We start from the raw sequence: 26,940 nt of genomic DNA, 5'->3' as shown, positions 1-26,940 counted from the left end.
GCGGCGGGACCGCGTGGGCTTCTACACCCAACTTCCCTTTTCCTATACACACAATATATAGTGTTTTGTGCCATACGGCACACTAGTTACAGTAGGTCTGTTCTGAATATTTGTCAAGCATTAAAAACGGGAACCTTGATTGGCTCCCGTTGTTGGTTTAGTTTCTCTCGTTGGAGATTCGTATCTGTTTATACAGTCCGTCTCCCTCACTCTTGGTCTCCACCCCACCAAAGTCATTGAGTGCGGTATGGACAAGCCTTCTCTCATACGGATTCATTGGCTCAAGCAACTTGCTTCTCCCGCTCTTTCGCACCTGTTCAGCTGTCTTGAAAGCCATTCTGATCAGTTGTTCTTCATGCCGCATGCGATAGTTTTCACTATCAACGATGACCTTCATGTCAGGATCAAATTGCCCAGCATACACATTGGCAATAAGCTGGATGGCATCGAGGTTCTTCCCTTTACGCCCAATGATGATATTTGAGTTGTCACTCTCAATATTCAATCCGAGCTTCCGCTCCTTCCTGAACCCGATGGATACCCTGCCTTCATATCCCATCTTGTCCAAGATAGTAGCCACAAAGGTAAGCAACTTGTCCTCAAGTTCGCTGTTGATAGGCTGTTCAAGGTCTCTCTCATCATCAAATGTATCCGGTTCCAGATTGCTTCCATCGTCAAAATGAATCCTGATCTTAACATTGCTCTTCTTGAAGAGCCCCTTTTTGACCGGTTCAACGATTTCCACATCGAAATCTTCACGCTCAATATGCAGTTCCTCAATTGCTTTTGCAATAGCCTCCTGCTCAGTACGTCCTTCGAATTCTTTCATCATATGCTACTCCGTTCGGGGGAAAATCCCCCGCAGTTGAATTTCTATTTGCGTCCCTTTCCCTTTGGACCTGGGAACTGCTGCACGTTGTTCTGTGCTTCCTCATTTGCCTCACGCTGTTTCTTCTTGTTTGTATGCAGCTGCTGAAGGATGGATAGGGCATTCATCACTGACCAGTAGAGGATCAAACCAGAAGGAGCATTGTACAACACAAAAAAGAACATCAACGGCATTCCGTAGGTCATGAACTTCATCATGCCCTGCTGACTACCTGCAGTTGAGGCGTTCTGGGTTATTTTCATTGAGAAAATCATACTTACCGTATAGAAAATGGGAAGCAAGTGCAGTTCATTGCCAAGGAAGGGCAGGTTGAACGGCAAGATCGCAACCGTATCTGGACGGCTCAAGTCAGGAATCCATCCGGGGATGAACATCGCTCCTCTCAGCTCAAAGTGCTTATTAAGCAATCCGTAGAAGGCAATAAGGATGGGAAACTGCAACAACATCGGAAGACATCCACCCATGGGGTTGATCTTCTCTTTCTTATAAAGGGCTGCCATCTCTTCATTCTGCTTGGTTGGATTGTCAGGATACTTCTCCTTGATCTCCTGCATCTTAGGGGAGAGGGATGCCATCTTTGCAGTTGACTCCATACCCTTCTTGGTGATCGGGTAGAGTACCAGCTTCAGGAGGAAAGTAAGGATGATGATACCAATACCATAGTTGGGGATTATGCGGTAAAGCAAATTCAAGATGGTCTTCAGTATTGTCTCCAGCCATCCAAGCCATGAACTGCTGTCCAGCGCTGCTTCAAGTTGCAAGCCCGATACCCCAAAGCTATTCAGGGAAGCATCATTGTAGATGACCATATCACCCTTGAGCTGCGGACCGGCATAGAACCTGAAGGTATCTGTCTGGGCTGCACTCTTGATCGTTGGTCTGCTCAGATAGATGCACGACTGAAGAGGAAGGCCTTCATCTGGAACTTCACTCAAGCTGACCATGTAGTTGGTAGCATCAGGAATGGCAATCATAGAGAAATACTTACCGACAAGCGCTACCCAGGAAAGAGGCTTGGTTGTTGAATATGCACCATTGCTCAACTTGACCTGATCTTTCTTGGAAGAACCGTCTTCCTTGATATAGAAACGACGATAGTTGTAGTTGTTGTCGAGGGAGGAGAAAGAGGGTCCAATCTGTGGTTCAAAGGCGAGCGTATAGGCATAATTCTCAAAGGAGAGAGGAATGGCCTTGTTCTCACTGTTCCTGGTCTCCACATCAATTTCAAAGAGGTAATCCTCTTCTCCAAAAGTGTAGGTCTTTGTGATGGAGAATGGGGCACCAGGGGTCTTGCCATCTTCCCCGAGAAGGGCAAACTCCTGGGTGAATTGCACCTGGTTACCTATGATCTGGTAACGGAAAGTTGCATCGATGGGATTGGTCTTGTCATTTCCTACATACATCAAGAAAGCATCATTGGATGATGCATCCTTGAACAGGAGTTCAACAGGCTCTCCTTCATCAAGGTGGTCTTTCAGCTTTAAGGAAGCAATTGAGGCACCACTGGGATTGAATTCAATCAAGAAATAGTTTGTCTCAAATGTGAAGGGAGTCTTATTGCCTTCATTGCCAACAACAACCATTGAACCTGGGAGACTACTGTTCCATGCAATATTGGCTGAAACCTGACTCGATTGTGCAGGCTCCAAATAGGTACTCTGCCCTGAAGTGTTGCCCGAGGTTTCAACTTGCTGAGTGGTCGTCACCATTTCAGTGGTGGTCGGCGCGAAGAAAGTGGCTTGAATGGTCATTCCGAGGGTAATGACCAATACGGATAGAACAATGGCTAGAATGGTATTTTTATCCATATCTGCTCCTGATGGGGGGATGTGTAGAGAAGAAGGCAAACACAGGAAAGATAGGACAGAACAACAGAATAAGGAGTGTCATGAAAGCGCTCTAAGACTGGTTAAACACCCCAGCCTTATCGCAGAGAGAGAGTATTTGTTCCTTTTGGAATGCATAATCAAGAATCTTTCCTGGATACACAACAAATGCAAAATCGTAACCGGGGACCATCCTGGGCTTTTCTGTACGCCAAATTTCCTTGATTTGTCTACGGATCCTGTTTCTTTGGACAGCATTACCGTAATGACGGACCGGAATTACCACAATCCTATCAACATCCAGTTGGTTCTGACTTACGATAAGTTTCAACCCACGGCAGGAATAATGCCTGCCGGTCTTGAAAATTCGGTCAATCTCCGGTTTACGTTTTACAATTTCTTGTTTAGAAAGGCTTCTTCTCATCACATACGGACAGCTTGTGTCTGCCTTTGGCTCTTCTGCGGGCCAAAACCAGGCGACCGCCCTTTGTTGCCATACGAGCCCTAAAACCAAACTTCCTGTTTCTCTTCACTCTACTGGGCTGGTAGGTTCTTTTTCCTTTGTAACTCATGAGATAATCTCCAATTTTTACATCGCTTTACGCGGATAGTTTCTACTTAATTCAGAGGATACTCCCCCGAGTGGTGCAGTATATAGACTGCCCGTATTTACGTCAAGTAACTAAGAGCTTAGCATCTGGATGCTCTTAATGCCTAGGGATGGATACTTCTTTTCAAGCAGAGAAAGAATCTTTTTTTGCTGCATCATGGTAATTTGTGCCCAAGAAGGATGATCGGCTTTCAAAACCAATGTGGTGTGCTTGATTTCCACAATTTTCACATGTGGGTACAAGCGGTTTCCGATGATTTTCTGCCACTCAAATCCAACAGCTGCTTTTGGGTTGTCCACACTGATATCAAGCCTGCGCAAGACATAATCAAGCACGGTTCTTGCTTCCAGCGGTTCTCCTTCCTTGCATAATCTTGTTTTCTTATCTTTCATGGCTGATAAATTTTCCCTGATCGACAGTATACACCAATGCGTTCTCATCTGCCAGAGAGGAGAAATACTGCTCATCTGGTAAAAATGTAAAGAAAGCCTGGCTGTAGGATTGCATCAACCTAAGAAATTCCGCCCGTCGGGTATGATCAAGTTCAAGCAGGACATCATCAACCAGTATCAAGGGCTTCCCTCCAGTTTTCTTCTCAAAAAATGCCATCTGTGCAGTACGGAAAATAAGTGAAGCGAGCCTCATTTGGCCGGTAGATCCTGTTTGGGAAAAATTTTGAGTACCTTCCATCACCTGGAATCTGTCACGATGGATTCCACTGGTAGTGGTCAACAGGTTCATATCCCGTCCCCTTGTCTGTTCCAGGTAAGCAATCACCTCATCCTTGGTTGCACAGGTGTTCCAGGATGGTTGGTACTCGATATGCACGTCAATATCCTGACCAGAAACAGAGCGATACATTTCAGGAAAAATTTGGTCAAACTCGAATACAGCACGTGTTCTTTCCTGCTGTATTGCCATGCCATAGGTGGCGAGCTGGATATCATAGACTGGAAGCAATTCAAGTCGTTGTTCTTTGATTGCCAGATTCCGTTGTCTCAATACCAACCGATACCTGCGCATATCATCAAAAAACAGGGGATTGTACATACTCATGATCTGATCGAAAAATTTTCTTCGCTGTTCAGGTTCTCCCTTGATGAAAAAAATATCATCATGGCTGAAAACAATGCAGGGAATGTTGTAGATCAACTCCTTTCTGTCCTTGATTTCCCGTCCATCAAGCAGTACCGTCCGTTTCGCATCCTTGTATTCGAGTATAAGGGTGTGATATTGTTCATCATCTGTTACGTACACCCCTTCAAGCTTGAAGTTTTTTTCTTTGTCAGTTGCAAGTTCCTTCAGTTGGTTTGTACGAAACGAAGATCCATAACAGAGTGTATATACCGCTTCAAGAAGATTGGTTTTTCCTTGTCCGTTGGGTCCAATGAGGAATACCTGTCGGTTATCGACAGGTATTTTCTCGCTGGCCAGGTTTCTGAATTGGTTGGTCCAAAGCTGGGTAAAACGCATCAGGCATTCGGTTGCATTGGCATGATGATATGAAAGTAATCCCTATTACTATCAGGTTTTACTGTCATTGCACGAGTAGGCTCAGTAAAGCTGATGGAGAAATATTCTCCTTCCATGACTTTCAATGGATTTACCAAGTATGTGTAGTTCAAGGAAACCTTGCTGTCAGGACCTTCATACTGACATGCAATGATCTCTTTGGCTTCTCCAACTTCACTCTCATCACTGGTGATCAACACTCCAGCCTCACTGATATCCAGGAAGATTCTTTTTGCCTTGTTTTCAACAAAGAGAGAAACTCTCTTCAAGGCATCAAGCATATCTTGGATTCTCATCGTGCAGGTATAGGTTTGCATTTCAGGGATTACCCTACGATAGTTTGGATATTGTCCTTTGATGAGGGTTGTATAGAATGTCCTGTTTCCAATTTTTGCAAAAAGAATGTTTTCTGTTATGGAAAGATCAAGCATTCCCTCATCTGTAGAGAGTTTTTTCAATTCTGTAAAGAATTTTGGTGGAATGATAATTGATGGGAACATGGGAAGCTCTTCTTCAAATGTTCTCTCCACAATGGAAAGTCTTCTTCCATCAGTGGCAACCATGTTCATGCCACTTGCATTTCTTTCGAGATACAATCCACAGAGGAAATATCTTGTTTCATCCTCGCTGATGGCAAACATGGTTTGGTTTGCCATATCGGTGAAGGTTTTCTGAGGAATCGTGAAATACGAGGATAATTCTGGATTTTCCAAGGAAGGAAATTCATCAGCATCTATGGTTCTCAGTTTGAAATCAATGTTTTGCTCTTCAGGCTTGATCGTAAGCATTCCATCTTCCAATGAGAAATCAATTTGGGCGTTTGGAAGGCTTCTGAGAATATTCAGGAGTTTTTCACAGAAAACAGTGGTTCTTCCTTCTTGCAATGTATCGACTGCAATCTCAGTGATGAATCCCAATTTCTGATCTGTTGCCTTGATGATGAGTCGTCCATCGAAGGTTTCCAGATAGACATTGCTGGTGATGGAAAGGGAATTTCTCTGGCTGGTAAAATCCATTGAATATATTATCTCGTTGAGGATGTCATCTTTGTTGCAGACGAATTTCATATTGATACTCCTAGATTATTAAAAAATATAGTAATAATAGTAATAATAGCACAGATTCTGTGGATAACTTTCTAATTTCTTGCTCAATCACTGCTTAATTTTTTTCATCTTGTGGATAACTTGCCCAGTTACCCACATTCCTTCCACAAGGAAAAAAGCTCTATCCACAGGTTTTGGTAGGTATCCACAAGGTATCCAGTGGTTGTCCACAAGATATTACCGCTTACTATTTGTTAAGTCCCTCTTCAATTTTACAATGGTGTTTGCAAACGATTCATCCCCCTTCATCAGGGACTCAATCCGGTCATGTGCATGCATGACGGTAGTGTGGTCCCGGCCTCCAAATTCTGTACCGATTTCCGTAGTGGAGTATTCGGTAATATCCCTTGCCAGGTACATGGCAATCTGTCTTGGTTGTATAAGCGATTTGTTCTTCTTTTTCCCCTTGATTTCGAAGCTGCTTACATTGAAGTACTCTCCTACCACCTTGATTATGGTATCAATTGAGAGGGTTTGGTTTGCATTGGCAGCCAAGGAGGGAAGAATGCCGAGGAGTTCCCTTGCTTTGTCGAATGAGATTTCCTGTCCAAGTAGTTCACTATAGGCAATAAGCTTGGTAAGTGATGATTCAAGATCTCTCACATTGGTACATACATTGGTTGCTATGTAGTTGAGGATCTCCTCACTCATCGAACTTCCCTTTTCTACAAGTTTCTTCTTGAGGATTGCCATTCTTGTCTCATAGTTTGGTGGTTGCAGATCAACGTTCAATCCCCTCTCAAACCTGGAACTCAGGCGATCGGTGATATTTTTCAGCTCACTGATGGGTCGGTCACAGGTGAATACCATCTGTTTCTTTGACTCGTACAGGTTGTTGAATGTATGGAACAGTTCTTCCTGTGTGCTGTCCTTTCCTTGTAGGAAGTGTATGTCATCGATGAGCAGCACATCCACTTTACGGAATTTGTTCTTGAACTGTTGTGTTCTTTGTGACCCGATTGATTCAATGAATTCATTGGTAAACATCTCTGCTGTCACATACATAACTTTCAGCTCAGGAGTGTTGTTGATGATGTAATTTCCGATGGAGTTCAATAGGTGGGTTTTTCCAAGCCCTACACCACCATATATGAGGCAAGGGTTGTAACTGACTCCAGGGTTTTTTGCAATGGCGAGGCTTGCATTATAGGCAAATGCCGAGTTGTCCCCGATCACGAATGTATGAAACTCATAGGAAGGGTTCAGATTGCTATCCATTTTCATTTTCAAGGTCTTTTCTTCATTGACCTGTGGCTTTGTTTGGATGGTGACAATGGGTGTTTCCTTTGGTGCTTCCTTGTGTTCTTTTAATGGTTTTTGAATTTGTTCAATTTTTGAACGTGCTACTACCTCAAAACCAATATCAATGTCCTCTCCAGTTAGTTCAATCATTGTATTGCGTATCATATCCCTGTAACGGGCTATTACTGTGTCAAGAATAAACTGGCTTGCTACAGCCAATACTACCTTATGACTATCTGATCGTAGGTAGGCAATTCGATTGAACCAGGTATGGTATTCCTGTTCTGGAAGGGTCTCCTTGATACGTGAGACAGTTTCCTGCCAGAACTCGTAGTATATGTTTTGTGCTTCGCTCATGCGGCCATTTTACCTTGTAGCGTGAGACGGTGCAAGTATTGTACAGCTAACCGAAACTGTTGTTTATAAAATCTTGTAATAAAAGAAGTAATAAATTGACTTGAATTTGTGTGCAAGCTTGCAACTCCCCCATAATTTTGGTATACTTGATAAGAATTGATACAGCTATTTTTTTTATTATTACATAAGGATATAACGAATGAGTGAAGGGAGCTTTGGCAACGGGACGTTGGAGCCATCCTTGCACCACGATGGTGTAGAGATGGCTTCTGTTTCCCATGGTTATTCTGCCGGGAGTATTCAGGTCCTCAAGGGTCTTGAGGCTGTTCGAAAACGACCTGGTATGTACATTGGATCCACAGGCATTGATGGATTGCATCATCTCGTATATGAGGTGGTTGATAATAGCATTGATGAAGCGATGGCTGGTTACTGTTCAGAAATCCGTGTCTACCTCGATATTGATGATGAGGGAAGAGAGATTTGTACCGTTGAGGACAATGGCCGCGGAATTCCAGTCGATCCACATCCAACCGAAAAGAAAAGCTCGCTGGAAATTGCCCTCACCCAACTGCATGCCGGAGGAAAATTCGACAAGAACTCCTATAAGGTTTCCGGCGGATTGCATGGGGTGGGTGTCTCCTGTGTGAATGCCCTCTCGGTCTGGATGGAGGTTACCATCTATCGGGATGGGGGAATATACCGACAGCTCTACAGCTGTGGATTGCCCAAGAGTGAAGTGCTTCGCATCGGAGATACCGATCGAAGCGGCACCGTGGTGAAATTCTCCCCCGATTACTCCATCATGGAGCCGAATGCTTTCAGTTATGAGGTATTGGTTGGCCGATTCAGGGAGCTTTCCTTCCTGAATAAGGGTGTTTCAATTTCCCTGACTGATCGCAGAGGAAGCGAAGTGAAGGAACAAACATTCCACTCTGAGGGTGGTATTTCCCACTTTGTGAGTTACCTTAACGAATTCAAGCGTGTCTTGGTTGATCCTCCCATTTCCATTGAAGGGGAAAAGGACAACATCAAGGTGGAGATCGGCCTGCAGTACAATGATAAGTACGATGAGAAGGTGCTTAGCTTTGTCAACAATATCAACACCCGGGAGGGTGGTACCCACCTCACTGGTTTCAGGACTGGATTGAGTCGGGTTATCAACCTTCAATTACAGAAGAACCCAAAACTCTTGAAGAAGTATGAGGAAAAACTCGAGCAGAGTGATATCTCAGAAGGTTTGACCGCTGTTATTTCTGTAAAGGTTCCCGAGCCCCAGTTTGAGGGGCAGACCAAGATGAAGTTGGGCAACTCTGCTGTTACCGGCGTTGTTTTCTCCATGGTGTATGAGAAGCTGGGAAACTATTTTGATGAGTTTCCTGCACAGACAGAAATCATTCTGCAGAAGATCATCAATGCTGCGCTTGGAAGGGTTGCCGCCCGTAAGGCACGAGAGCAGATCAGGAAGAAGAGTGAAGGTGGCGGCCTACCAGGCAAGCTGGCCGACTGTTCTGAAAAGGATCCTGCAAAGTGTGAGGTCTTCATTGTTGAGGGTGATTCAGCAGGTGGGTCCGCAAAACAGGGACGTGACCGTAGATTCCAGGCAATTCTTCCTCTTTGGGGCAAGATGCTCAATGTTGAGAAAGCCCAGGAATTCAAGGTTTTGGGAAATGATAAGCTGCAGCCGGTTATTTCCTCCATTGGTGCCGGTATTACTCGGTACAACAATATGGGGAAGGATGAAGATTTCGACAATGATGTGACCTTTGACATCTCTAAAACGAGATATCACAAGATTATCATCATGGCGGACGCGGATGTTGATGGATCACATATCAGGACACTGCTGTTGACGTTCTTCTTCAGGTATATGAGACCTCTCATTGAAGCTGGATATATCTATTTTGCAATGCCTCCCTTGTACAAGATCACCATAGGGAAGAAGGTATTCTATGCCTATGATGAGGAAGCGAGGACCAAGATTCTCGAGGAACACAATGTCAGGGATGAAAACAAGGTTGGCATCCAGCGTTACAAAGGTCTTGGTGAGATGAACCCCGACCAGCTTTGGGAAACAACCATGAATCCTGAGACACGCATGATCAGCCAGATTTCTCTTGAAGATGCAGAGGAAGCTGATAGGGTCTTCAGTATGCTCATGGGTGAAGAAGTTGAGCCACGAAGGGCTTTCATTGACGCAAATGCCGTCTATGTTTCGAATTTGGATATCTAGTATAAGGACATGATCGTGGAAGAAGTAAACGAAAATAGGACAATAATTGTAGACGTGGCAAAGGAGATGCGAACCTCGTATCTCAACTATGCCATGTCAGTCATTGTCAGCAGGGCTCTCCCTGATGTACGTGACGGTCTCAAGCCGGTCCACAGAAGAATCCTCTTTGATATGTATGAGATGGGTCTGAGAGCCAACTCCTCATATAAGAAATGTGCTCGTATTGTTGGTGATGTACTTGGTAAATACCATCCCCATGGGGATGGATCGGTATATGATGCATTGGTGCGCCTGGCGCAGGATTTTTCCTTGCGCTACCCGGTGGTAAACCCCCAGGGCAACTTTGGGTCGATTGATGGTGACCCGGCAGCAGCAATGCGATATACCGAGGCTAAGATGAGCCGAATCGGCGAGGAAATGTTGCAGGATATCCAGAAAGAGACGGTTGATTTCGGGCCGAACTATGATGACTCGATGACAGAGCCTCTGGTACTCCCTGGTTCATTCCCCTTCCTGCTGGCAAACGGAAGTAGTGGAATTGCAGTTGGAATGGCCACCAATATGGCTCCACACAACCTACAGGAAATCTCTGACGCAATCTGTGCAGTCATTGACAACCCTGATATCACCATTGATGAGTTGATGGAACATATCAAGGGTCCTGATTTCCCCTCAGGAGGAGTCATCTGTGGTGTGCAGGGTATCAAGGATGCCTTTACCACCGGACGTGGCAAGATTGTCATGCGCTCTGTGTACGAGATTGAGGAGAGTGACCGTGGTCATGATCAGATTGTGTTCACCGAGATACCCTACCAGGTCAATAAAGCCGATTTGGTGAAGAAGATTGATGATCTCCGCAAGGATGGTGCGATTCCTATGATCAGTGCAATACGCGACGAGTCTGACCGTAACGGTATCAGGATCGTGGTGGAGCTGAAGATGGGTTCCGAGCCGATGGTGGTGCTCAATCAGTTGTTCAGCCGAACTGCCCTACAGTCAAATTTCAATGTAAACAATCTTGCACTGGTGAAGGGAAGGCCTCAGTTGCTCACACTCAAGGAGATGTTGCTGTATTATATTGAGCACCGAACTGAGGTGGTAACAAGACGGACAAGGTATGATTTGCGCAAGGCACAGGAGCGTGCCCATATTCTCAGGGGCTTGAAAATCGGTCTTGATAACATCGATGAAGTGATCAAGATCATCAAGGAGTCTGACGATAATACGATAGCTGCAAATCGTCTCGTTGAACGTTTTGGGTTGGATGATATCCAGGCACAGGCGATCATCGACATGAAACTTGGTCGCTTGAGTCATCTTGAGACTTCCAAGATCTTGGATGAATTGGGAGAACTTGAACAGAAGATAACCTACTATCAGGATTTGCTTGCGGACGACCAGAAGATATTGGACGTTGTCAAATCTGAAGTTCGTTCCCTTCCCTCCACCCTTGTCCCAAAAGACCGCAGGCTTACGAGGATTGCCCGAGAGGAGTTGGGACAGGCAACGGATGAGGATTTCATCAAGGAAGAATCTGTCGTTGTATTGATCAGCAACAAGGGCTTTGCAAAGCGAATTCCCGTCGAGGAGTATGACGCTCATGGACGCGCAGGCAAGGGAACCAGGACAACCAAGTTGCAGGATGGCGATTTCGTCGACCATATGTTTGTTGCTTCAACCCATGAATATGTGATGTTCGTCAGCAATGCTGGAAAGGCTTACTATATCAAGGGATTCCAGATTCCTGAAGCTACCAAAACGGCGAAGGGGACCAGTATCAAGAATATTCTTCAGCTGGAAACCTCCGAGAAGATCACTTCAATCATTTCATTCAAGGAATTCAGTGAGGATAAGTACCTGATGATGGCTACCCGTCAGGGTGTTGTGAAAAAGGTATCGTTGTCCAACTTCGTGAATGCAAGGGTTCGTGGTATCAGGGCCTTGTTCCTGGATGAAGGTGATGAGCTCCTGAGCTGTGACCTTGTTGAGGAAGGTGACGAGGTCATGTTGATCACCAAGAATGGCCGTGGACTCAGGTTCCGCCAAAGTGATATACGGGCAATGGGAAGAGCTAGCCGTGGTGTTCGCGGTATCCGCCTGATTGGAGATGACCAGGTTGCTGGACTGTTGAAGGTAGATGATTCCCGCAGAATCCTCATGATTACTGAAAATGGGCAGGGCAAGCAAGTCACCTTTGACAGCTTCAATGTACATGGTAGAGGAACACAGGGACAGAAGATCTTCCGTCTTGGAACAAAGGCCTCCTTTATCGTGGGTGTGCTGAGTGTGAATGATGATAACGATGTAGTGTGTGTCACCATGATGGGACAGACGCTGAGAGTTCATTGTGATGCCATCTCGGTGCAAGGGAGAAATGCTTCCGGAGTCCGTGTGGTGTCGATGAAGTGGAAAAACGACTCCATCGTAGCCATCGCTTCTACTGAGAAAGATGAAGAGGAAGAAGTAGAGATTCCTGAAGCACCAAATCCAGAGGATGTGGTTCAAGATGAGGATGTTGATGATGATGAATCTGAAGATGTGGTAACTGACGATTCAGATAACGAATAAAACATCTGTTAAGTAGTATATCGGGCTGTTTTCCATTGAGAAAACAGCCTATTTTATTGCCAAAAATTTGCTCAATTGCCCACACAAATCTGTATCGTTATACAGAAACATTGGTTCAAAAACCTGCAAATAGAGCGCTGAATTGCTGTTTTTGGGATATTTGAAAAACATTTCAAAATCGAAGGTGAAAAACCAACCAAGGAGAATTCAACTTGCTCAGAAGGATAGTATGGCCATGTTGAAGCCAGTCCTGTTTCACGTGAAACATCTGGTAGAAGGAATAGGGGACTGGATGGTAGTACAAGAGCACACGAGGTAATGCAATATATACAATAGCACGTTCTTTTTGTACGTGGAGTCTGGTATACACAAGGAGTATTGATCGTATGGCTCAGACACGTTCAGGAACGGGTATTGTCTTCGAAGATTGTTTCACGTGAAACATCGATTATCTTGGTAGAGAGTTGATTCGAATAGAATGCGTATTTCGAAACGTGATTCAGGGCATAAAAAAAAATACGTTCCACGCGAATGTTTCACGTGAAACGCATCATGCTTGATTCTCTGAATACTATAGATCTGGGGTATTTACCACAGTTAGATTCGGATCAACAAAGTTGCGAAGGTAGCGTTCTACACCACCTTTCAGGGTCATCTGGGACATCGGGCAGCCAGCACATGCGCCAACAAGACGAACAGTTACATCATTGCCAACCAAACTGATGAACTCGATATCTCCACCGTCATTTTGCAAAGAGGGCCTAATGTCCTCAATTGCCTTTTTGACTTTATCTTCTCTCATGTAAGTATCCTCCATACGGTACGGTACCTTGAAGATACTATAGAGATGAAGAAGGGTCAAGTTAACTCCCTTATTGGGTGACATGAATGCATTTATTACGTATAGTGAATACCATGAGTGCACAAACAATACTGTTTTTGAACCAAAAAGGTGGCGTAGGTAAAACCACCTCAGCAGTCAACTTGGGAGCTGCGTTGGCGGGGCAGGGCAAGAAGGTCCTGTTGATCGATTTGGATGCCCAGGGTAATCTTACAAGTGCTACCTCCATTGATGGGAGGCAACCTGGTATATATGAGGTAATAGCGGGTCATCTTCCCGCTGAGGATGCGATTCAACAGACCCCTGTCAAGAATCTCTACGCTATTCCCAGCAATATCAACATGGCTGGTTTGAATATCGAGCTGGTTGATGAGGAAGAGCGAGAGTTTTTTATTAAACGGGCTTTATCGCCATTGGAGAATTCTTGGGAGTATATCCTTGCAGACTGTCCTCCTTCTCTTGGGTTGGTCACGGTCAATGCAATGGCATGGGCCAAGAAAGTGATCATTCCAATGCAGTGTGAATACTTGGCAATGGAAGGGTTGAGCTTGTTGACAAGAACTGTGGGGAACATGAAGAAATCGATTAATCCTGATCTTGAAGTGCTGGGTATTCTTTTCACCATGTATAGCAAGCGTACTAATCTGGCTAAGGAAGTAGTTGAAGATGTGAGTTCCTTTTTCCCCCAGTTGGTCTTCAAGACTATGATTCCCAGAAATATCCGACTTGCTGAAGCCCCTTCCCATGGACTCCCGATTACCGTGTACGATGGTTCAAGCAGTGGGGCAAAAGCATACAAGGCGTTAGCCAAGGAGGTTGCAAAACGTGTCGCAAGAAACCAATAAGAAACATGGGTTGGGGAAAGGAATAGGCTCCTTGATGCAAGACTATTCATTTGATTCAGTTTTGGACTCCGCCCTTGGCCTAGCTTCATCAAAACCAGATGCAGAGAAAGGCCAACGTGTTCTTGAAGTCCCTGTAGAACAAATTCGTGCAAACCCAAACCAACCCAGAAAAGATTTCAACCAGGAAGCACTGGAAGAATTGAGCCAGTCGATCAAACGAGAAGGTGTGTTGCAGCCTATCCTGGTAGAGGAGATCGCTCCAGGGTTGTATAGCATTGTTGCAGGAGAGAGAAGATACCGGGCTGCGAAAATTGCCGGGCTCGAGCGGATACCGGTACTGGTGAAAGATTTCACCCAGATGCAACGATTGGAAGTCTCTCTCATAGAGAATATTCAGAGAGAAAGTCTGAACCCTATTGAAGAAGCGAAGGCGTATGCTTACCTTATTCAAGAAGCAGGGATAACCCAAGAGGAGTTGGCGAAGCGGCTGGGAAAGAATAGGTCCACAATCAGTAATAGCATCCGGCTTTTACAGTTGAGCTCATCCATGCAGCAGGATTTATTGAACGGCAAATTTACTGCAGGGCAGGCGAGGGCGATTCTTTCCGTGGTGAATCCTGCGGACAGGGAAATCCTTTATCGTACCGTTCTGGAGAAAGATCTTTCAGTACGGGCAACGGAACAGCTGGCTTCACAGTTCAATATGGGTAAACGTGCTGCATATCAGAAGAAGAAACGGGCCAGGAAGAGTCTGGCGAAGGCTCCAGAGATTATTGCAATTGAGGATAAATTCCTGCATGCAGTAGGATCGCAGGTCGAGATTAAAGGGTCACTGGAAAAAGGAAAGATTGAGATTCCCTTTACCAGTAGTGAAGAATTGGAAAGACTGTATCAGTTGCTGATGCCAAATCAGGGATTGTTTGAACTATAAGAAAGTAAGGAGAAAAAATGGATAAGAAAGAATTGAAAGACGGCTTGTATGCCGTATTGCATACCAGTAAGGGTGACATCACACTATTCCTTGAGAGCAAGAAAGCTCCAATGACCACTGCAAACTTTGTAGGGCTTGCAGAGGGAGTTTTGAATGTGAATGGGGAAGGAAAGCCTTTTTATACAAATCTTACCTTCCATCGGGTCATTGAAAACTTCATGATCCAAGGTGGATGCCCCAAAGGAAATGGGACCGGTGGTCCCGGATATACGTTCCCAGATGAGTTCGATGATTCATTGAAACATACCGAACCAGGGGTTCTCTCCATGGCAAACGCTGGGCCCGGAACAAATGGAAGCCAATTTTTTATCACGCATGTGGCGACACCTTGGCTGGATGGAAAGCATTCCGTCTTTGGTCATGTTGTAGAGGGCATGGATGTGGTGAACTCCATAGCACAAGGTGATAAGCTCAGTCGTGTTGAGATTGTACGCGTAGGAAAGGAAGCTGAGGCATTTGAAGTTTCTCGTGAGATCTTTACCCAGTACGTACTTGCAGCAGAGGAAAAGAACAAGAGCCGCGAAGCCAAGGAAAAAGAGAAGCTTGAGAAAGAGCTGAAGAATCGTTGGCCTGATGCAAAAGTGACAGAGACAGGCCTTCGGTATGTAGTAAAGAAGGACGGTGAAGGAAAGAAAAGCCCGAAACACGGCCAGACGGTAACCGTTCACTATACTGGATCCTTGCTCGATGGAAGGATTTTTGATAGTTCAGTGCAGAGGGGGACCCCAGCGCAGTTTGCAATCGGACAGGTAATTGAAGGATGGAATGAGGCCTTGAAGACCATGACCGTAGGAGAACAGCGGACCCTGATCATCCCCCCCGAACTCGGATACGGGACCATGGGATATCCCGGGGTTATCCCTCCCAACTCCTATCTGATTTTCGATGTGGAGTTGATAAAGTTTTAATTAGATATATAAGAAGGAGATACTTGTGAAAGAAAAGGCTGTTCATTACGTCTGTAGCCAATGTGGCAGGATTGAGACAAAATGGTTGGGACGCTGTCCAGACTGCGGAAGTTGGAACACCTTTGAAGAGGAAGCGGTAAGTAAGCCTTCCGATGGCAAGCGTGCTGTGATCAGCACTGCCACCAAGCCAGTGAGTTTGGAGGAAGTTGAGATTGATCCGTTGTTCCGGTATGAGACAGGTATCAGTGAACTTGACCGGGTACTCGGTGGAGGAGTCATGCGTGGCTCTTCCATCCTCCTTGGGGGAGAGCCGGGTATCGGCAAGTCTACCTTAATGCTCCAGGTACTTGAGAAGTGCTCAAGCGGACGGAAAGTGCTCTACATTTCTGGAGAGGAGTCACCCAGTCAGGTTAAGCTTCGTGCCCAACGACTGGAACTCAATCTTTCATCCATCTCCATTTTCTGTGATACCAGGGTGGAAGTGGTGGTAAGTCTCTTGAGTGAAGAGAAGCCTGATGTAGTCGTTGTCGATTCACTACAAACACTCACCAGTGATGAGATTCCTTCCCCTGCCGGGTCAGTGAACCAGATCCGGTCTTGTTCCACTACCTTGGTTGGTCTCTGCAAACAGTTGGGGATATCGTTGTTTCTTATCGGGCATGTGACGAAGGAAGGGGTGTTGGCTGGCCCAAAAGTCATTGAGCATCTGGTTGATACCGTAATCTACTTTGAGCAGATTTCCAGTGGAATTCGGTTGATTCGAGCTGCTAAGAATCGGTTTGGCTCAGTTGATGAAATCGGTATTTTCAGTATGCATGGGAAAGGGCTCAGCCCAGTGGCAAATCCGTCCTCATTCTTTATTACCGATAGGCTCACGAAGGACATACCCCCTGGGATATCCTATACACCGGTTATCGAGGGGTCGCGGACCTTCTTGGTGGAAATCCAGGCACTGACTACCAGTGCCAAGAATGGGTATACCCGAATCTATTCAGACCGAATTGATACCGCCAGGGTTACCCGCGTTGCTGCAATTTTGGAGCGACATGCAGGCCTACGGCTCAGTGACCAGGATATCTATGTCAATGTAGCAGGAGGGATGAAACTCAGTGAGGTATCCATTGAGTTGCCCCTTGCCCTTGCCCTCTGGTCTGCCCTGACCAACAAGAATATACCCAGGGCCTTGGTCAGCTATGGGGAGCTTAGCCTTGCTGGAGAAGTAAGGGGTGTTGGGTTTCCGGAAAAGCGAGAGAAGGCTGCCAAGGAGCTGGGTTTCAAGCGTTCAATAGTACCCAGGACTGCTTCCCGTTCCCCGCTGGTTCAACATGCTTGCTCTACAGTGAAGGAAGCCCTGGATCTTATGAATTCATTGAAGTGATTATATAGTAAGCAATACTAACAAATAAATAATAATATACAATTGAAAGAAATAAATATATTGATAAAGAGTCGGGAAAAGGTTGTATCCATCGATACGACCTCTCTTGCTATATTCGTTAGCTTTCCTTATGAACCAAGCATGCTGAGAAGAATGGGGAAAATGACAACATTTCCGATGGAGGCTCCTAGGCTGGTGTAGAGGAAAACAAGAAGGGTGTGCAATACACGGTTTCGATACCACCCCCTGAAGGATGCTGCATCCTCCCCCAGTTGCTCAAAATCACGGACCTTTGGCTTCCTGAGTGTTGCTTCCATCAATCCGCTCACCATTCCAACCCCAATCCCAGGATGGAGGCTTGTAAGGGGGGCTGACAATATACTCACCAATGTGTTGAGGGGATGGGCCAGTGCAAGGATTGCACCAATGGCAGTGAAGCTCATGTTCACTGCCAGCCAGTACCCAAACATCTTGATTCCTTCACTCTGACCGAGGTTGAAGAAACCATACAAGAGGATTCCCACAATAAGTATGGGAAAGCCCCAGGAAAAAATCTTTCCGGCTTTACCACCCTTTGGTGTGGTGCTGATGTCTGAAAGGTCGGTACCGATGGTGCCCTCCTCGATTGCCTTGATCGTCCTGATGATCCCACCTTGGTGACCTGCGCCAATGACGGCAAGCTTTTTATTGCCAGGGGAGAGGAAGATGCTGGTTGCCAGATAACGGTCCCGCTCGTCGATGAGCACTTCCTTTACAGAGGGTAGTTCCTTTGCCATCTCATCCATCATGCCTTGCATGACATCGGCTTTTTTGAGGGACTCCAGTTCCTCCTCTGAAATCTTTTCATTACTGAAAGCGGCACTGATGATGGTGGCAATGAGTTTTGCCTTGTTCCAGAGATTCGACTTTCTCCATGCCCTGCTGAACGTGACCTGGATTTCCCTGTCACAGAGTGAGTAGGGGATCTTTTTTTCCTTGGCCAGTCTTGCTGCACTGAGGATTTCTTCCCCTGGGGCGCTTCCTGATTGGTCTCCCATCCGTTTCTGAAAGGAGGAGAGGGCCATATTCGCCAACAGGAGGAATCCCTTATTTTCCCTGAGGACCTTCTTGATGTCCATATCTGACCAAGAGGATTTCTCCTCCCTGTTTTTCATCCGTCCATCGTCAAGCTCAAGGCAGATATGGTCAGGTTGCTCACTTTCAATGAGTTGTGACACTTCATCAACACTCTCTTTGGATACATGGGCTGTGCCCACAAGGAGAATCTCTCTTCCATCGTTGAGTGTGAGTCGGTGGAAGGTATCACTCATTTTTTCATCAGTCATGCAGTCAACTATACTGAAGGAAGAGCAGAGAAACAAGGGAATTTGACACTCATGTGTGATTGATATACTGTTTGTCCACATGGAAACAATGTTCTATCTGGCGAAACTCGCCCTTGCTTTAGTTCTCGGAATGGGTTCTGCACATCTTTTGGGCAAGGAAAGGTTCACCCATGTCTCAGCGTATGCACAGATGTTCTTGGTTTGGCTTCTGCTGTTTTTCATGGGGGTGAACACTGGGGGAATCGATGGGATCACCTCCCAGTTTGGGACCATCGGTATTACTGCGTTGCTTATCACCCTTTTTGGGGTGGCCGGTACCATTCTTGTTGCGTTGCTTTTTTCCTTTATCCTGACCCCGTCCTTGCGTTCTGAGCATATTGCCATTGCAAAGAGGAAGGAGCAGAGTTTCATCAGAAGGCTGTATGATATTATCAAGGAACCTCTGCTCTTGGTGTCCATTGTAATCCTTGGCTTGATATTGAGACTGGGTACGAATGCCTTCTCCTGGTTCGAGAGTTCCCTGGTTACTTACCTGCTTTATGTGCTGTTGTTCTTTGTTGGCATGGGTATGGTCCATCGGAAGATAAGCTTCAAAGGGGTGTTTGCTGATAGAAGCCTGTTTTTCCTCCCACTCTACACCATACTCGGCACCTATGTTGGAGCCTTAGGGGTTTTCCTTTTCACTCCCTATACCCTCTCCCAAGTCATAGGGATGCTTAGTGGGTTTGGTTGGTACTCTCTCTCCGGTATCCTGATCACTGATCTGGGGTATCCGGTTCTTGGTTCCATCTCATTCCTGTCCAATCTGCTGAGGGAGAGCTTCTCATTTTTCCTCATTCCTCTGTTTGGAAGGTTGGGAAGGAGGTATTACTATCCTGCAGTCTGCACTGCCGGTGCAACCAGTATGGATGTCACCTTGGTCTTGCTTTCCTCCCATTTTGGGACGCGTACCATGGTAGGTTCGATCTATCATGGTGTGATCATGAGCTTGGTTGCTCCGCTTCTCATTCCTCTCTTTTTCTAACGCTGTGTCCAGAGCTGGGCAATGATGGTAAGAGGATTCTCTTTCAGGAGCCTAAGGTAGATGACAGGTGGGCCGTCAAAGAGATTGTCGATTGCTGAGGATAAGGAGGCGATGGAAGAAGGGGGAGCGAGCTGGGTGAATGTATAGCTTCCTTCCTCCAGATGGAAAGGAGCCTCTACCTTCGGCAGGGGGAGCCCTTTCTCAACAGCCTCCCGTGTTGCCTCATCGGGGCTCTCCTGTACCCCGGCAAAGAGCAGGTTGAGGGTGGAAGAGAGTGCAAGACACCCTTCACTGCCCACCGGTTGGGCATCGAGATGGGTGAGCATTTGTTGATAAGCATCTTCCGCATCAGAGGCAGAGAATGGAGCTGTTTGATAGGCAATCGCCTGGTTGAGGTGTAAAATCATGGACTTGCTTTGTTGCATGAGAGATACTGTAGCAGAATGAAAACAGACGGTAAAGTAGAAAACATACCATATACCCTTCTCTATAGAAGAGGGATTCGGCATATAACGGTTCGGGTCAAGGCAGATGGGGCGGTGAAAGTAAGTGCCCCTTACGGAATATCGAAGGTTGCCGTAGAGAGAGTTATTCTCAGCAATAAGGAAAAACTGCTCCATACCATCATAAAACAGCAACAGGCACTGCATACCTATGGGAGTGGAGAGTTGTTTCCCTATGAAGGAAAACACTACACACTTCTATTGGAGCCTGGAGAGCATGCCGCAATTACGGTAATTGATTCCTCTTTGCTCGTGACCTATGATCCCAAAAAGCCCTTGGACTCCCTTGGTATCTGCCGCATGATCAAGGAACTCTATCGGGAAGAGGCACGCAAGAGACTGACACCCCTGGTTTCCTATTGGGCAGATATCCTGCATCTCCCCTTTCCTCCTTTTTCAGTACGCGATTCAAAAAGTCGATGGGGTAGCTGCTCAGCAAAAGGCAGGCTGAATTTTTCCCTGCGATGCCAAGCCCTAAGCGAGAAGCAACTCTCCTATTTGGTACTGCATGAAATGGCTCACTTGGTCCATTTCAATCACTCGAAAGAGTTCCATTCCTTGCTTCTGCACTACATGAGCGACTACAAACAGGTACAGCGAACCATATTTTCCATGCAAAGGGAGACCCAGCTCTGTTTTTGATTCCCGAGTGAGTGCAGGGATTGACCTGGGGTATTGATGTCTTTCATTCACAAATTTGGTATAATCGTGTATCTTTGCATGAAGAGGAGATTCAATACTATGAAACCTGATGTACTTGCAGATGGTGTCTACCGTGTGGCCGCAAAGGTCGGCAGTCGGGACCTGTTTGAAGGAATATGGCCCATCCCTGATGGAGTGATGCTGAACTCTTATGTGGTGAAAGGCAGCGAGAAACGTGTCCTGGTCGATTTGGTAAAGGATTGGGATGGTGCGTTGAAAGCTGTTGGTGATCAGCTGGAGAGTCTTTCCCTCGGAGATGGGAAGCTGGACTACATCATCATCAACCACATGGAACCAGATCACACCGGTGCAATGGCTGAAATCGTCAAGCATTATCCCGAAGTAGAAATCCTTTGCAGCGCAAAAGCTGTTCCCATGATAAAGCATTTCTATAAGATTGAGAAGAATGTGCGGGCTGTCAGTGACGGGGAAACCCTTGATATTGGGGGAAAAACACTCAAGTTTTTCATGACCCCGAACATCCACTGGCCCGAGACCATGATGACGTATCTACAAGAGGATGGGATTCTCTTCAGCTGTGATGCTTTCGGTTCCTTTGGCCGCTATGAACACTGTTTTGATGATGAATTGAGCGCTGGAGAGAAGGAAAAGATTACAGGTGAGACGGAGCGCTACTATGCAAACATTGTCTCCACCTTCTCATCCTTTGTAATTCGTGGAATTGCCAAGCTTGATGGGCTTCCCATCAAGATGGTTGCACCAAGCCATGGGATTGTATGGCGCTCAGAACCAGGGAAGATTATCGAGTGGTACAAGACCCTGGCCACCTACATGCAAGGTCCCAGAGAAAAAGAGGTAGCTGTAGTCTGGTCGAGTATGTATGGGAACACCCAGGCCCTGCTCTCTTCAATTGTTGAAGGCCTGGAGAGTGAGGGCATTCCTGTCCATGTTCTGCAGGTTCCCCAGACCCATGAGTCCTTTGTCCTGGAGAAGGTGTGGAGAAGCGAAGGCTTGGTCATCGGTATGCCTACCTACGAATACAAGATGTTCCCCCCGATGTATCACGTCTTGGATATTCTGGAGAGAAGCCATGTACAGGGAAGAAAAACACTACGCTTTGGATCCTTTGGATGGTCCGGTGGAGCACAAAAGCAGTTTGATGAATTCTCTTCTGCCATGAAGCTGGACTGCCGTGGTGTGGTTGAATACCAAGGGTCCCCTACTGAGGAAGACAAGCAGAAGGCCTATGATCTGGCAAAGGCATTAGCCAAGGATATAAAGGGCTAACCTAAAGCATTACCAGACACAAGTGAGGCTGTTTCAGCCCCTCCTGTTATCCCATGGCTGCTTCCACAAACGCATTGAAGAGGGGAAGCATCTCGTCTCCCATGCTCTCAGGGTGCCATTGCACCCCTAGGATCCAATTCTCACTGGTATTCTCTATAGCTTCAATGCAACCATCGCTGCTTCTTGCCGTAGAGTGAAAAGCAGGGGCAACCTTGTCGATGCATTGGTGGTGAAGGCTGTTGACCCCGACCTCCCCACTTCCCAGTATGGAAGCAAGTTTTGTGTGCCCCTGGATCGTGACCGGATGGCTTATCTGGTCAAAGTGTTCCAGATCTGGATGTACTATGTCGTGGTGCTCTCTCATCAGATAGTCCTGAAAGAGGGTTCCTCCCTCAGCTACGTTGATCAGTTGACACCCCCTGCAGATACCAAGGATTGGTATACTCTTTCTCTTTGCAGCATGATACAACGCGATTTGGAATATGTCGCTCTCTATGTCACTTTTACCGCAGGAAGGATGACGTTCCTGGCGATAATATGATGGCTCAATATCAGGTCCACCTGCTAGTAAGAGACCATCACAGTGGGATAAGAGGGTATCGATATTGCTTTTTGTGTGTGGAATGAGAATAACGGAAGCACCACTCTTTTCGAGCTTTGCAACATACCCTTCATTGGTGAAAATCCTCCGAAGGGTGGGAAATGCAGAGGTAGGCGGAGCCTGGTCATAGGTCCCGCCTATCGCTATGATCGGCCTGCTCATTCGATGATTGAGAGCAGGTGACGGGTGAATCCACTGATACGCTCAACAGAGGGGATGCTGATACGTTCCTTGGTGGAGTGGACATCAAACATGTCAGGGCCAAATGATACAGAGTCCATTCCAGGGATCCTGCTGTTGATGATACCACATTCAAGGCCAGCATGGATGGCCGTAATTTCCGGTTTCTTCCCAGTATACTCCTCATACGCCTTTGCACAGAATCCCGTCAATGCTGAGTCGGGGTTTGGTGTCCATGCAGGGTATGCCCCTACAAAGGTTGTCTTTGCACCAGCGAGGGTGAAGACTGATGCAAACCTGCGGGCTATATCATCACGCGCAGAGAGTACTGAGGAGCGATGGCTGCTGGTTACATGGAAAGCCTCTTCATCCAGCCGAAGAATGGCCAGATTGGATGAGGTCTCCACGATGCCAGGAATCCTGAAACTCATGGCATCGACCCCATGTGGGGCGGCATACAGGCTGGTGAGCAGTTGTTTGCTGATTGTTCCATCCACAGCTTTCTTTGGGACATCCGTCTCCTCCAAGGTAATGCGAATATCCGGGTCATTGAGTGCATACTCGTCACTAAGCATCTGCTGGGTCTGTGAGACGAAAGCCTTCAATGTTTCAATCTCACCGGATGGTACTGCAAAAGAAAGCGTGCAAACTGAAGGAATGACATTCCGTTTGGTTCCCCCTTCTGCCTTGAAGACCATACAGGAGTGAACCTGGCTCAATGCACGAGACGCAACCTTGATGGCATTTGCCCGCTGTTTATGGATTTCTCCACCACTATGTCCTCCAAGCATCCCGTCTGCAGTAAGTGTGAAAGCCTTGAAGGAAGAAGGAACTTGCTCCCACTGCACAGGGAGCGTTACATCAACCTCTATTCCTCCGGCACAACCAATATAGAGAACCCCTTCTTCTTCACTATCCAGGTTGATCAGGAGCCTGCTCTGTACCTTGTCCTGTTCAATGTTGAAAGCCCCTGTCAGTCCGGTCTCTTCACTAACGGTAAAGATTGTCTCCAAGGGGCCATGTTTTGCCTCTTTGTCTGCAAGGATATCGAGAGCGAGCGCGATTGCAATGCCATTATCCCCACCGAGGCTGGTCCCCTTTGCCTTGAGAAAATCACCGTCTCGTATAAGCTCTATGGGGTCCTTGGTAAAGTCATGAGTGCTCCAGGCCTCTTTTACACAGACCATATCCATATGTCCCTGCAAGGCGACTGAAGGTCTCTTTTCAAATCCTGGATAGGCCTTTTTTCGGATGATGACATTGCCGGCTGCATCAACTATGGCATCAAGCTCATGTTCTTTGGCAAAGGCAAGAAGAAATTGACGTACTCCTTCCTCATTTCCCGATTCTCGGGGGATATCAGAAAGATCAGAGAAATAGTTCCAGAGTGCCTGGGGCTTCAACCCCTTCACTGCATCTTGCATAGTCATGTACTCCTTATTGTTCTTTCAGGCAAAGCGGTCGCGGATCAGGTTCCCATCGACAAACAAACCTTTCATCTGCATGTCCTTATCCAGTACAACCACATCCGCCTTGTAGCCTGGGACCAGCATCCCTTGTTTGGTAAAGCTGTAGATACGTGCTGGGTTTGTGGAACTCATCTGGCTTGCTTGTTGAATGGGTATTTCCCATTCGACTGCATTCTTCATGCCTTGGAGCATGGTCAGTGCAGAGCCGATGAACAGGTCTGGATCCTTGAGACTGACAAAAGCCCCTTCCTCCCCCAAGGTGCATTCAACCCCGTTGGCCACCATGGGACCGGTTCTCTGCTTGGTGGGCTTGAGGCTGTCGGTTATCATGACAATGTTGTCCAGTGGTTTTTCACGGAGCAACATTTTGACCAATTCAGGATGGACATGAATACCGTCACAGATGATCTCACACTGCATGTCTCTTTGGATCAGGATCGCCCCGACCGTTCCAGGGTTTCTATGATGCAGGCGGCTCATTGCATTGAAGAAGTGGGTGGAATGGAAGATTCCGCACTGCATCCCCTCCATGATGTTTTCATAACTGGCGTTGGTATGGCCGGCAAGTAAGACGATGTTCTTTTCTCTTGCCAACAATGCCAATTCACGCATGTGTTTGAGTTCAGGGGCTACGGTCATGCAGATGACCTTACCTTGTCCTGTTTCGATGAGATCATTGAAAATCTCAAGATTGACAGGTATTACGCCCTCTGGATTCTGGGCTCCAACACGTTCCATGGAGATAAAAGGGCCTTCCAGATTGATGCCCATTATCTTTGCACCTTGCTCACTGCCCATGGCATCGGCAATCGCCTTGGTGCTGGCTTTCATTACATCAAGCTTATCAGTGTAGACGGTTGGCATGAATGCACTCACTCCAAAGTCCGCAAGTCGCTCGCTCATTCCCAGGATGCTGGAAGGCTTACAGTCCTCTGTCCCAAAACCACCAATCCCATGGATATGGGAATCGATGAAACCAGGCATGATATAGGAACCTCCTACATCAATCATGGTGGTGTCACTGGGGAAGTGTTTTTCAGACAATCTTCTCATATTGAAGATGTCGCCGATCTCCCCTTTCTCATCTATATAGAGGGCGCAGTCTTTCAGTTTTGCATAACCAGTTACAACAGTCCCATTGGTAAGTACGGTTCGTAGACTCATGCAGATACCTCTCTTTACCTACAACTATACGTTCATACGCAAGAGAGGTCAATGAAAGGTAACTGTCAGGTCGTTGATCCATACCTCTTTCTTTATGCGATATAAGCCTATGAACAGCTTGGTGACCTCTTCCATTCCCAAGAGCAGGTAGAGCTGCCAGGTATTGAGGTTCAGCAGGAATACGCCGATGAAAGCAAGCGGAACACCGACCGCCCAAACCCCGAACATCTCTGCGAACATGGAATATTTGGTATCGCCACCGCTTCGGAGTATTCCCACAATGATGACCATATTGATGCTCTTGATCGGAAGCAGCGCTGCATTGATGGAAAGACAGTAGACAGCCAGTTCTCTTACCCTATCCGAGATATTGAAGAAGGAGGTGAACAGCGGGGCAAAGAGGAATTCAAAGATGCCCATGGCAAGCCCTACCAAGAGCGCTGTGGCAATGAATCGTTTGGCATAGAGCAGAGCAAGGAGCCTTTGTTTCTCCCCAATTTTTACCCCGATCATGATCAGTGTTGCATTGCTGATGCCCATCATCAGGACAAAGAAAAGATTCCCGACCGATTCTGCCACATTTATGGAGGCGATGGCTTCGATTCCCATCTTGCTGTATGCAACCTTGTAGGTGGCCATTCCAAGGGCCCAGAAGAATTCATTGATGATCACAGGCATGCTAGTAGGGATGATATGCAACAAGAACGTCTTGTTCCACCGGAATGCCTCCCTGCTTCTGATGGCAATGACCGGATGGCGATGGTAGACGATCCACAGGAGGGCGATTACCTCAACCAGTCGACTTATGGTGGTCGCGATTGCTGCCCCTGCCACACCCAATGCAGGAAATGGGCCAATACCAAAGATGAGGAGGTAGTTACCCCCTGCATTTAGGGTGAGTGAGAAGAGAGCAACCTGTAAGGGAATCTTTGCATATCCAATGACTCTCAGTGCCGTAGCAAGTACCTGGCTGATTGCGGTAAAGAGATAACTTATGCCGACAATCCTGAGATACGCGATACCTTGGCTGACCACCTCTGTTTCAGTGGTGAATATATGCATGATCTGGCGGGGGATGAACAATGATGCCAAGGCAAAAAGCAGAGCTGAAACTCCTGCCAAGGTGAACGAGAGTCCCAGGACCCGTTGGATATTGGTTTCATTCTTCGCCCCCCAGTATTGGGAAAGAAAGATGGCTGAACCACTGCAGACACCGAAGAACAACACACTGATCAGGAAGAACATCTGGTTTCCCAGCGCAACAGCAGCAATGGAAGACTCACCAAGCTGTCCGATCATCAGGGTGTCGACAAAGGAGAGGGAGTTGGTTAGCAGGCTTTGGAAGACCACAGGCAAGGCTATGGTCACCATCTTCTGAAAGAAATCCCTGCGTTCTGATATTGTTTTTTCCACCAAG

24 protein-coding genes are annotated in these 26,940 nt (G+C 46.7%); 9 read left to right on the top strand and 15 right to left on the bottom strand.

The window, feature by feature from the left end:
• Positions 1 to 157: 157 nt before the first annotated feature.
• From jag to dnaA, 8 genes are all read right to left on the bottom strand, one after another.
• A complete protein-coding gene (jag, locus tag AB7S66_RS00335; RefSeq protein WP_428517389.1) occupies positions 158 to 832 on the bottom strand; it encodes an RNA-binding cell elongation regulator Jag/EloR in 675 nt (224 codons plus the stop codon).
• Between the two features lie 41 nt (positions 833 to 873).
• Positions 874 to 2,697: a membrane protein insertase YidC gene (gene yidC, locus AB7S66_RS00330; RefSeq protein ID WP_428517388.1), complete on the bottom strand. Its 1,824-nt coding sequence runs from the start codon at positions 2,695 to 2,697 to the stop codon at positions 874 to 876.
• Between the two features lie 91 nt (positions 2,698 to 2,788).
• Positions 2,789 to 3,139: a ribonuclease P protein component gene (gene rnpA / locus AB7S66_RS00325; RefSeq protein WP_428517387.1), complete on the bottom strand. Its 351-nt coding sequence runs from the start codon at positions 3,137 to 3,139 to the stop codon at positions 2,789 to 2,791.
• Positions 3,120 to 3,287 carry a 50S ribosomal protein L34 gene (gene rpmH / locus AB7S66_RS00320; RefSeq protein ID WP_117328891.1) on the bottom strand — a complete coding sequence of 56 codons (168 nt, stop codon included), beginning with the start codon at positions 3,285 to 3,287 and terminating at the stop codon, positions 3,120 to 3,122. Before rpmH ends, rnpA begins: the two co-directional genes overlap by 20 nt.
• 110 nt (positions 3,288 to 3,397) lie before the next feature.
• On the bottom strand, positions 3,398 to 3,718 hold the full coding sequence (locus tag AB7S66_RS00315; RefSeq protein WP_428517386.1) for a DUF721 domain-containing protein: 321 nt from the start codon (positions 3,716 to 3,718) through the stop codon (positions 3,398 to 3,400).
• On the bottom strand, positions 3,708 to 4,799 hold the full coding sequence (gene recF, locus AB7S66_RS00310; protein WP_428517385.1) for a DNA replication/repair protein RecF: 1,092 nt from the start codon (positions 4,797 to 4,799) through the stop codon (positions 3,708 to 3,710). The genes AB7S66_RS00315 and recF overlap by 11 nt, the downstream gene beginning before the upstream one ends.
• A complete protein-coding gene (gene dnaN / locus AB7S66_RS00305) occupies positions 4,799 to 5,905 on the bottom strand; it encodes a DNA polymerase III subunit beta (protein ID WP_428517384.1) in 1,107 nt (368 codons plus the stop codon). The genes recF and dnaN overlap by 1 nt, the downstream gene beginning before the upstream one ends.
• 216 nt (positions 5,906 to 6,121) lie before the next feature.
• Positions 6,122 to 7,543 carry a chromosomal replication initiator protein DnaA gene (dnaA, locus tag AB7S66_RS00300; protein WP_428517383.1) on the bottom strand — a complete coding sequence of 474 codons (1,422 nt, stop codon included), beginning with the start codon at positions 7,541 to 7,543 and terminating at the stop codon, positions 6,122 to 6,124.
• A gap of 199 nt (positions 7,544 to 7,742) precedes the next feature.
• On the opposite strand from dnaA, the gene gyrB reads away from it, so the two are divergent.
• Positions 7,743 to 9,776 (top strand): DNA topoisomerase (ATP-hydrolyzing) subunit B, encoded by a 2,034-nt coding sequence (gene gyrB / locus AB7S66_RS00295; RefSeq protein WP_428517382.1) that lies wholly within the window; start codon positions 7,743 to 7,745, stop codon positions 9,774 to 9,776.
• A gap of 15 nt (positions 9,777 to 9,791) precedes the next feature.
• Positions 9,792 to 12,344: a DNA topoisomerase (ATP-hydrolyzing) subunit A gene (gyrA, locus tag AB7S66_RS00290; protein WP_428517391.1), complete on the top strand. Its 2,553-nt coding sequence runs from the start codon at positions 9,792 to 9,794 to the stop codon at positions 12,342 to 12,344.
• Positions 12,345 to 12,915: 571 nt separating this feature from the next.
• Here gyrA and AB7S66_RS00285 read toward each other — a convergent pair.
• Positions 12,916 to 13,146: a NifU family protein gene (locus AB7S66_RS00285; protein WP_428517381.1), complete on the bottom strand. Its 231-nt coding sequence runs from the start codon at positions 13,144 to 13,146 to the stop codon at positions 12,916 to 12,918.
• 113 nt (positions 13,147 to 13,259) lie between these two features.
• Here AB7S66_RS00285 and AB7S66_RS00280 point away from each other — a divergent pair, with 113 nt between their 5' ends.
• The 4 genes from AB7S66_RS00280 to radA are packed head-to-tail and all read left to right on the top strand — an operon-like array spanning position 13,260 to position 17,307.
• Positions 13,260 to 14,030, top strand: a complete 771-nt coding sequence (locus tag AB7S66_RS00280) for a ParA family protein (RefSeq protein ID WP_428517380.1) — start codon at positions 13,260 to 13,262, stop codon at positions 14,028 to 14,030.
• Entirely contained in the window at positions 14,011 to 14,961 is a 951-nt protein-coding gene (locus AB7S66_RS00275) for a ParB/RepB/Spo0J family partition protein (protein WP_428517379.1), read from the top strand. Before AB7S66_RS00280 ends, AB7S66_RS00275 begins: the two co-directional genes overlap by 20 nt.
• A 17-nt stretch (positions 14,962 to 14,978) precedes the next feature.
• Positions 14,979 to 15,929 carry a peptidylprolyl isomerase gene (locus AB7S66_RS00270; RefSeq protein ID WP_428517378.1) on the top strand — a complete coding sequence of 317 codons (951 nt, stop codon included), beginning with the start codon at positions 14,979 to 14,981 and terminating at the stop codon, positions 15,927 to 15,929.
• 25 nt (positions 15,930 to 15,954) lie between these two features.
• Positions 15,955 to 17,307, top strand: a complete 1,353-nt coding sequence (radA, locus tag AB7S66_RS00265; protein WP_428517377.1) for a DNA repair protein RadA — start codon at positions 15,955 to 15,957, stop codon at positions 17,305 to 17,307.
• Positions 17,308 to 17,435: 128 nt separating this feature from the next.
• On the opposite strand, the gene AB7S66_RS00260 is transcribed toward radA, so the two are convergent.
• A complete protein-coding gene (locus AB7S66_RS00260) occupies positions 17,436 to 18,632 on the bottom strand; it encodes a TraB/GumN family protein (protein ID WP_428517376.1) in 1,197 nt (398 codons plus the stop codon).
• Between the two features lie 79 nt (positions 18,633 to 18,711).
• On the opposite strand from AB7S66_RS00260, the gene AB7S66_RS00255 reads away from it, so the two are divergent.
• Positions 18,712 to 19,656, top strand: coding sequence for a lysine exporter LysO family protein (locus tag AB7S66_RS00255; RefSeq protein WP_428517375.1), 945 nt, complete (start codon positions 18,712 to 18,714; stop codon positions 19,654 to 19,656).
• Here the strand turns inward: AB7S66_RS00255 and AB7S66_RS00250 are convergent.
• Complete coding sequence (locus AB7S66_RS00250) at positions 19,653 to 20,081, bottom strand: hypothetical protein (protein WP_428517374.1); 429 nt, start codon at positions 20,079 to 20,081, stop codon at positions 19,653 to 19,655. The two genes, AB7S66_RS00255 and AB7S66_RS00250, sit on opposite strands and share 4 nt — an antisense overlap.
• Positions 20,082 to 20,099: 18 nt before the next feature.
• Between AB7S66_RS00250 and AB7S66_RS00245 the strand changes: the two genes are divergently transcribed.
• Together AB7S66_RS00245 and AB7S66_RS00240 are read left to right on the top strand one after the other, a co-directional pair.
• Positions 20,100 to 20,801, top strand: coding sequence for a M48 family metallopeptidase (locus AB7S66_RS00245; protein WP_428517373.1), 702 nt, complete (start codon positions 20,100 to 20,102; stop codon positions 20,799 to 20,801).
• 99 nt (positions 20,802 to 20,900) lie between these two features.
• Positions 20,901 to 22,109, top strand: a complete 1,209-nt coding sequence (locus tag AB7S66_RS00240) for an FprA family A-type flavoprotein (protein WP_428517372.1) — start codon at positions 20,901 to 20,903, stop codon at positions 22,107 to 22,109.
• 46 nt (positions 22,110 to 22,155) lie between these two features.
• Here AB7S66_RS00240 and AB7S66_RS00235 read toward each other — a convergent pair whose 3' ends face one another.
• The 4 genes from AB7S66_RS00235 to AB7S66_RS00220 are packed head-to-tail and all read right to left on the bottom strand — an operon-like array spanning position 22,156 to position 26,936.
• A complete protein-coding gene (locus AB7S66_RS00235; protein ID WP_428517371.1) occupies positions 22,156 to 22,872 on the bottom strand; it encodes a gamma-glutamyl-gamma-aminobutyrate hydrolase family protein in 717 nt (238 codons plus the stop codon).
• A complete protein-coding gene (locus tag AB7S66_RS00230) occupies positions 22,869 to 24,314 on the bottom strand; it encodes an aminoacyl-histidine dipeptidase (RefSeq protein ID WP_428517370.1) in 1,446 nt (481 codons plus the stop codon). Before AB7S66_RS00230 ends, AB7S66_RS00235 begins: the two co-directional genes overlap by 4 nt.
• Positions 24,315 to 24,338: 24 nt before the next feature.
• Positions 24,339 to 25,523 (bottom strand): N-acetylglucosamine-6-phosphate deacetylase, encoded by a 1,185-nt coding sequence (nagA, locus tag AB7S66_RS00225; protein WP_428517369.1) that lies wholly within the window; start codon positions 25,521 to 25,523, stop codon positions 24,339 to 24,341.
• A 48-nt stretch (positions 25,524 to 25,571) separates the two neighbouring features.
• Complete coding sequence (locus AB7S66_RS00220) at positions 25,572 to 26,936, bottom strand: MATE family efflux transporter (RefSeq protein WP_428517368.1); 1,365 nt, start codon at positions 26,934 to 26,936, stop codon at positions 25,572 to 25,574.
• Between the last annotated feature and the right edge of the window lie 4 nt (positions 26,937 to 26,940).

Origin of the sequence: Sphaerochaeta sp. (assembly GCF_050178175.1) — a bacterium.
In the GTDB taxonomy this organism is placed as follows: Bacteria; Spirochaetota; Spirochaetia; order Sphaerochaetales; family Sphaerochaetaceae; genus Sphaerochaeta.
This window is presented reverse-complemented; position numbering and strand designations above follow the sequence as displayed.